Here is a 6,291-nt window from a genome sequence, read left to right as displayed (position 1 = left end):
CGATTGCGCTGGTGGCTACGCTTGGTGCGGGCCTGATCCTGCCGATGCCGGCCTTTGGCCAGACTGTCAGCGACCGCGCGCTGTCGGACGTGCGGGTGGAAAGCGCCGGCGGCTGCGCGGTCGTGACGATTGCGTTCAATCCGCGCATTCAGGTGCTGAGTTCGTTTCCGGCCCAGGGCCGCGAACTGCATATCCGGGTCACCCCGCTCGATCAGATGCCGGGCCTTCAGGGCCGCGAATCCTTGCGCACACCGACCGCGCTGCCCGAACTGCGCTCGATCGAATACGAAGGCGACAATGCGGCCGGTCCGACCCTTTCGATGTTCTTTACCAGGGACATGAAGTTCGAGGTCAGCGCCGGCCAGCAGCCGCAGACCGTGGTGATCCGGGTTAGCGATCCGACCGTCGCCGATTGCAGCGCTCCGGCGACCGGCCAGGCCGAGCGGCTCATTGCCGACGCCGAACAGGCGATCACCGAGGGTAACCTTGACCGTGCGGTGGCGCTGCTGACCGACGCGGCCGCGCTTCCTGAAAACCCCAATACGCCGCGCGCAATCGAGCTGCTTGGCGTGACCCGCGAGCGAAAGGGCCAGAACGCCCATGCCCGCGCGCAATACGAGGAATACCTGCGCCGCTATCCAGAGGGCGAGGGCGCCGACCGCGTCCGCCAGCGCCTCGCCGCGCTCGACGCCAAGGAAGCCGTGCCCGGCACGCCGCAGCAGCTGCGCGCGGCATCGGGCGGGACCGAAGGCGCGACCGCCTGGAAATGGGGCGCGCGGGGCAGCTTCTCGCAGTTCTATTTCCGCGACCAGGGCCGCACCAGCACGCTCAACACCTCGTCCACGCTGGGCACCGAGGTCGACAACTCGGTCAACGTCAACCAGCTGCTCACCACCGGTGACATCACGATCACCGGCGGCAACGACAAGCGCCAGATCCAGATGCGCGCGGCGGGTTCCTTCACCAAGAACTTCGGCACCAGCCGGTCGATCGTCACGGTCAACAACGGCACCGAGACCAGGACCTATGCCTCGCGTCCCGGCGGCACGATCTCGGCGCTGACTGCGCTCTATTTCGATTATTCGGACACCGATCTCGATACCACGGTGCGGGTCGGACGACAGACCCGCAACTCGGCCGGCGTGCTCGGCCGGTTCGATGGCGCGCTGGTTGGCTGGCAGGCCAATCCCAAGCTGCGCTTCAACGCGGTGGCAGGTTATCCGGTGCTGTCATCGCGCCAGACCTGGGTACTGAAAGAGCGCCCGTTCTATGGCTTCAGCGTCGATCTGGGCAACAAGCGCAGCCCGTTCCAGACCACGCTCTACTGGTTCGATGAACACGCCAAGGGCGGCTTCATCGACCGGCGCTCGGTCGGGATCGAGGCACGCTTCCTCAAGAAGAATTTCAACGCGTTTGGCCTGCTCGACTACGATGTGAAGTTCGGGACGGTGAACCTGGCGCTGGTCACGCTGAACTACAACTTCCCCGACGGGGCGAACCTTGCCGTCACCGGCGACTATCGCAAGTCGCCGCTGCTGACGACCACCAACGCGCTGATCGGCCAGTTCGATACGGTGAACAACGTGCCGTTCAACGATCTTGCCGGGCTGAAGCCATTCTTCACCGATGCGCAGATCTATCAGATGGCGAAGGACCGCACGCTCACCAGCAAGTCGGTCACGGTTACCTATTCGCGGCCCATCACCAGGAAGCTGCAGCTTTCGACCGACTTTTCGATGACCGATACCGGCGGGACCCCGGGCACGCCCGCCACGGCCGGGACGCCGGAGATCGGCGCATTGCCGGCGATGGGCAAGGAATACTTCTACGGGGTGCAGTTCATCGGCTCCGACCTGCTGATGGGCAACGACATCTACATCCTGTCGGGGCGCTATGCCGATACGGCGACGGCGCGGATCTACACGATCGATTTCAACGCGCGCGTGCCCGTCACCTCGAAGTTCCGCCTCAGCCCGCGCCTGCGCTATGGCTACCGCGACGGCAAGGTGACCACGGCCACAGCCAATCCCGGCACTTTCAGCCAGTTCCAGCCGACACTGCGGCTCAATTACTACCCGCTCAAGCATTCCGAAATAGAGATCGAGTTCGGCGGCAATTTCTCCCGTCAGACGGTGTGGAATGGCACCGCCTTCGACAAGGTCAACGAAAACGGCTGGGTGCTGAGCGCCGGCTACCGTCTCGACTTCTGATGCGGCATAAGACCGGCGTGATGGGAGATTTCGCTTGATTGCCGAAGCAGGGCTTGCCGCACTGTGGCTGGCTGCCGCCATGGCGCTGGTCCAGCTGGTACTGGGCGCATTGGCCGTGGGGCGCGGGCAGACCTCGCTTGCGCCTGCGATCGTGCCGGTGGCGCTGCTTCAGGCCGGCCTCGTCAGTCTTGCCTTCGCCTGCCTGATCGCGGTGTTCATGCGCTCGGACATGAGCGTGCTGCTGGTTGCGGCCAACAGCCATTCGATGAAACCAATGATCTACAAGATCGCCGGAACCTGGGGGAACCACGAAGGCTCGATGCTGCTGTGGGTGACGATCCTGGGCCTGTCGGGCGCGACCATCGCCCAGTTCGAGCGCAAGCTGCGGGCCGATACCAAGGCTGCAACGCTGGCCGCGCAGGCCGCGATCGCGCTGGGCTTCTATGCCTTCCTGCTGTTCGCCTCGAACCCCTTTGCGCGGATTTCCGGGGTGACCGAAGGACAGGGGCTGAACCCCTTGCTGCAGGATCCGGGCCTCGCCTTCCACCCGCCGACGCTTTACGCGGGCTATGTCGGGATGTCGGCGGCGTTCTCCTTCGCGGTTGGCGCGCTCGTCACCCGCAATGTCGGTGCGGACTTTGCGCGGGCGATGCGGCCGTGGATCCTGGGAGCGTGGATATTCCTCACCATCGGGATCACGGCGGGCTCGTACTGGGCCTATTACACGCTCGGCTGGGGCGGCTGGTGGTTCTGGGATCCGGTCGAGAACGCCAGCCTGATGCCGTGGCTGGCGGCCACAGCGCTGCTCCATTCGGTGACGGTACTCGCCACGCGCGACGGGCTGCGCGCCTGGACGATCATGCTTTCGGTGCTGGCCTTCTCGATGTCGATGGTCGGCACGTTCCTGGTGCGCTCGGGCATCCTTACCAGCGTCCATTCCTTCGCCGTCGATCCGGAGCGCGGGCTGTTCATCCTGGCGCTGCTGGCGATCTATATCGGCGGCGCGCTGGCGCTGTTCGCCGCAAGGGTCGGCACCGTGGCGGAGGGCAACCGCTTCGACATGGTCAGCCGCGAGGCCGCGCTGGTGATCAACAACCTGCTGCTGACCGTGATCCTGGTCGTGGTGCTGGCGGGCACGCTTTATCCGCTGATCCTCGAATCCCTGAACGGCGCGAAGATTTCGGTCGGCGCGCCCTATTTCAACGGCACGGCGGGGCCGCTCGCGCTGATCCTGATGGTGCTGATGGCCGCGGGGCCGCTGCTGCGCTGGCGCAGCGACAGGCCCAAGCTGGTTGTCGACCGCATGGCCCTGGCGCTGTTCGCCGGGGCTGCGGCGTTGTTTGCGCTGGTTGTCGCGGGCGGACGGATCGGCGCGCTGCCGCTGCTGGGCCTGATTGTGGCGGCGATCGTTGCGGTGGCCAGCATTGCGCCGCTGTGGAAGCGCGATTTGCGCCGCACGCCGCTGTTCACCTGGGGCATGGTGATCGCGCATCTGGGCTGCGCGGTGAGCATGGCCGGGATGGCCTGCGACGCGGCCTTCACCAAGGAAAACATGGTGGCGATGGCGCCGAACGACACGCGCGAGGTTGGTCCGTTCGCCGTGACCCTGCAGGGCGTGCGCGAGCGGCCGGGACCGAACTACCAGATCCTTGAAGCCGTGCTTTCGGCCAGCAAGGCGGGCGGTGCGCCGTTCGAGATGACGCCGCAGCTTCACGCCTTTACCGATCCGCCGATGACCACCAACCAGGCTGCGATCAAGACGTTCTGGAACGGCCAGCTCTACCTGACGCTGGGCGAGAACTCGCAGGAAGGCCAGTTCCTGATCCGGATGTGGTGGAAGCCGTTCGTGACGCTGATCTGGATCGGCGGCGCGCTGATCGCACTGGGCGGCGCGCTATCGCTGCTGGGCCGGGCGCGGCGCGATCTGTGGGACAATCGCTGGCCGTGGCAGAAGAGGGCAAGCGCATGACCCGCAAGCTCATCCTGTGGCTGCCCTTTGTTTTGGTTGCGGCGCTGTTCGTCGCTTTCTGGGTCAGCCTGAAGAACCCGGATGACCGGGTGATAGCCTCGCAGATGGTGGGCAAGCCTCTGCCGCAGTTCGCTGCTGGGCCAGCGATGCCGGGGCAGGCAGGGGTCGCCAATACCGACTATGCGGATGGCAAGCCGCGGCTGCTCAATATCTTTGCCAGTTGGTGCGTGCCTTGCGTGCAGGAAATCCCGATGCTGCTGCGCCTGCAGCGGATGGGCGTGCAGATCGACGGGATCGCGGTGCACGACAATTCCGCCGACCTTGCCCGCTTCCTGTCCGACAACGGTAACCCCTACACCCGCATCGGACTCGATTCCGGCGGGCGGGCGCAGATCGCGTTCGGTTCGGCCGGGGTGCCGGAAACCTTCGTGGTCGATGGTCAGGGCAAGATCCTGTATCAGCATATCGGCGTGGTGACCGAAAACGACATACCCAAGCTGACGGCGATGCTGGGAGGCAAGCCATGACCCTTCGCGCTGCGCTCTGCGCTGCCGTGCTGTTCGCTGCGGTTCCACTTGCAGCGCAGGATTACGCCGAGGTGTCGCTGCCCGATCCCGCGCAGGAAGCGCAGGCGCTGGCGCTGATGGATTCGATCCGCTGCGTGGTCTGCCAGGGCCAGCCGATTTCCGGCTCCAACGCGGACCTTGCGGGCGATATGCGCCGCCTGGTGCGCGAACATATCGCTGCCGGAGAAAGTCCCGAACAGGTCCGCGCCTTTCTGGTCAGCAAATATGGCGACTGGGTCAGCTTCAAGCCGGTGGTCAAGGGCGAAACCCTGCCGCTGTGGATCGCGCCGCTGCTGGCGCTGCTGGGCGGCGGCTGGCTGGTTTCGCGGCGGCTGCGGGTAAGGAAGGCGTGATGGGCTGGATCATCGCCTTCGTGCTTGGCGCACTGACGTTCCTGGCGCTCTATGCTAGCGGTAAATGCTCGCGCATGGCGCTGGAAATCGGCGGCGCGGCGGTGCTGGTGGCGCTTGCGGGTTACGGCTGGCAGGGCAGTCCGGACATGGCGGGGACGCCGGTGTCCCCGCCAGTCCAGAGTGCTGCGCCAATCAACCCTTGAGCATATCCAGCGCGACGTCGACGATCATGTCTTCCTGACCGCCGACCATCTTGCGGCGGCCGAGTTCGACCAGGATCGAACGCGTGTCGATGCCGTATTCCGCACTGGCCTTTTCGGCGTGGCGCAGGAAGCTGGAATAGACCCCGGCATAGCCCAGCGTGAGCGTTTCGCGGTCAACCTGCACCGGGCGGTCCTGCAGCGGGCGGACGAGGTCTTCGGCCGCGTCCATCAGTGCATAGAGATCGCAGCCGTGGTTCCAGCCCATGCGCTCCGCCGCGGCGATGAACACTTCGAGCGGGGCATTGCCCGCGCCCGCGCCCATACCCGCCAGCGAAGCATCGACCCGGATCGCGCCGCCCTGTACCGCGACGATCGAGTTCGCCACGCCAAGGCTGAGGTTGTGATGGGCGTGCACCCCGCGCTGGGTTTCGGGCTTCAGCACCCGGTCATAGGCGGCAAGCCGCGCGGCATACTGGTCCATGGTCATGGCCCCGCCGCTGTCCGTCACGTAGACGCAGTGCGCGCCGTAGCTTTCCATCAGCAGCGCTTGCTGGGCCAGCGCATCGGGTTCGCTCATGTGGCTCATCATCAGGAAGCCCGAGACGTCCATGCCGAGATTGCGGGCAGCCTCGATGTGTTGCTTGGCAACGTCCGCCTCGGTGCAGTGGGTCGCGACGCGCACCGAACGCACGCCCAGTTCATAGGCATGCTTGAGGTCGTGGACCGTGCCGATGCCCGGCAGCAGCAGCGTGGTCAGGACCGAGCGTTCGAGCACTTCGGCCACGGCCCCGATCCAGTCCCAGTCGGTATGCGCGCCAAAGCCGTAGTTGAAGCTGGAGCCGGACAGCCCGTCGCCATGCGCCACCTCGATCGCATCGACGCCCGCGCGGTCGAGCGCCTTGGCGATCGCCTTGACGTGTTCGAGGCCATACTGGTGACGCACCGCGTGCATCCCGTCGCGCAGGGTGACGTCCTGGATATAGAGCTTCT

6 protein-coding genes are annotated in these 6,291 nt (G+C 65.6%); 5 read left to right on the top strand and 1 reads right to left on the bottom strand.

Annotation, left to right across the window (positions count from 1 at the left end; genetic code table 11):
- From ACE3SN_RS15870 to ACE3SN_RS15850, 5 genes are all read left to right on the top strand, one after another.
- The coding region (locus ACE3SN_RS15870) for a tol-pal system YbgF family protein (RefSeq protein ID WP_374531656.1) at positions 1-2,210 on the top strand (2,210 nt) is incomplete at its 5' end.
- A 34-nt stretch (positions 2,211-2,244) separates the two neighbouring features.
- Positions 2,245-4,179, top strand: coding sequence for a heme lyase CcmF/NrfE family subunit (locus ACE3SN_RS15865; protein ID WP_374531654.1), 1,935 nt, complete (start codon positions 2,245-2,247; stop codon positions 4,177-4,179).
- Entirely contained in the window at positions 4,176-4,706 is a 531-nt protein-coding gene (locus ACE3SN_RS15860) for a redoxin family protein (protein ID WP_374531652.1), read from the top strand. Before ACE3SN_RS15865 ends, ACE3SN_RS15860 begins: the two co-directional genes overlap by 4 nt.
- A complete protein-coding gene (locus ACE3SN_RS15855; protein ID WP_374531650.1) occupies positions 4,703-5,098 on the top strand; it encodes a cytochrome c-type biogenesis protein CcmH in 396 nt (131 codons plus the stop codon). The genes ACE3SN_RS15860 and ACE3SN_RS15855 overlap by 4 nt, the downstream gene beginning before the upstream one ends.
- Complete coding sequence (locus tag ACE3SN_RS15850; protein ID WP_374531648.1) at positions 5,098-5,301, top strand: hypothetical protein; 204 nt, start codon at positions 5,098-5,100, stop codon at positions 5,299-5,301. Before ACE3SN_RS15855 ends, ACE3SN_RS15850 begins: the two co-directional genes overlap by 1 nt.
- On the opposite strand, the gene dmpG is transcribed toward ACE3SN_RS15850, so the two are convergent.
- The coding region (dmpG, locus tag ACE3SN_RS15845) for a 4-hydroxy-2-oxovalerate aldolase (RefSeq protein WP_374531646.1) at positions 5,291-6,291 on the bottom strand (1,001 nt) is incomplete at its 5' end. The genes ACE3SN_RS15850 and dmpG overlap by 11 nt on opposite strands.

Origin of the sequence: Novosphingobium sp., from assembly GCF_041915465.1 — a bacterium.
Taxonomy (GTDB): Bacteria; Pseudomonadota; Alphaproteobacteria; order Sphingomonadales; family Sphingomonadaceae; genus Novosphingobium.
Note: the sequence above shows the minus strand (reverse complement) of the source record. Positions and strands in the feature narration are given on the sequence as shown.

What these genes read in the sequence shown, in the direction of transcription:
- ACE3SN_RS15855 (WP_374531650.1), top strand. Translation starts at nt 4,703, where the DNA reads ATGACCCTTCGCGCTGCGCTCTGCGCTGCCGTGCTGTTCGCTGCGGTT.
- ACE3SN_RS15850 (WP_374531648.1), top strand. Translation starts at nt 5,098, where the DNA reads ATGGGCTGGATCATCGCCTTCGTGCTTGGCGCACTGACGTTCCTGGCG.
- ACE3SN_RS15860 (WP_374531652.1), top strand. Translation starts at nt 4,176, where the DNA reads ATGACCCGCAAGCTCATCCTGTGGCTGCCCTTTGTTTTGGTTGCGGCG.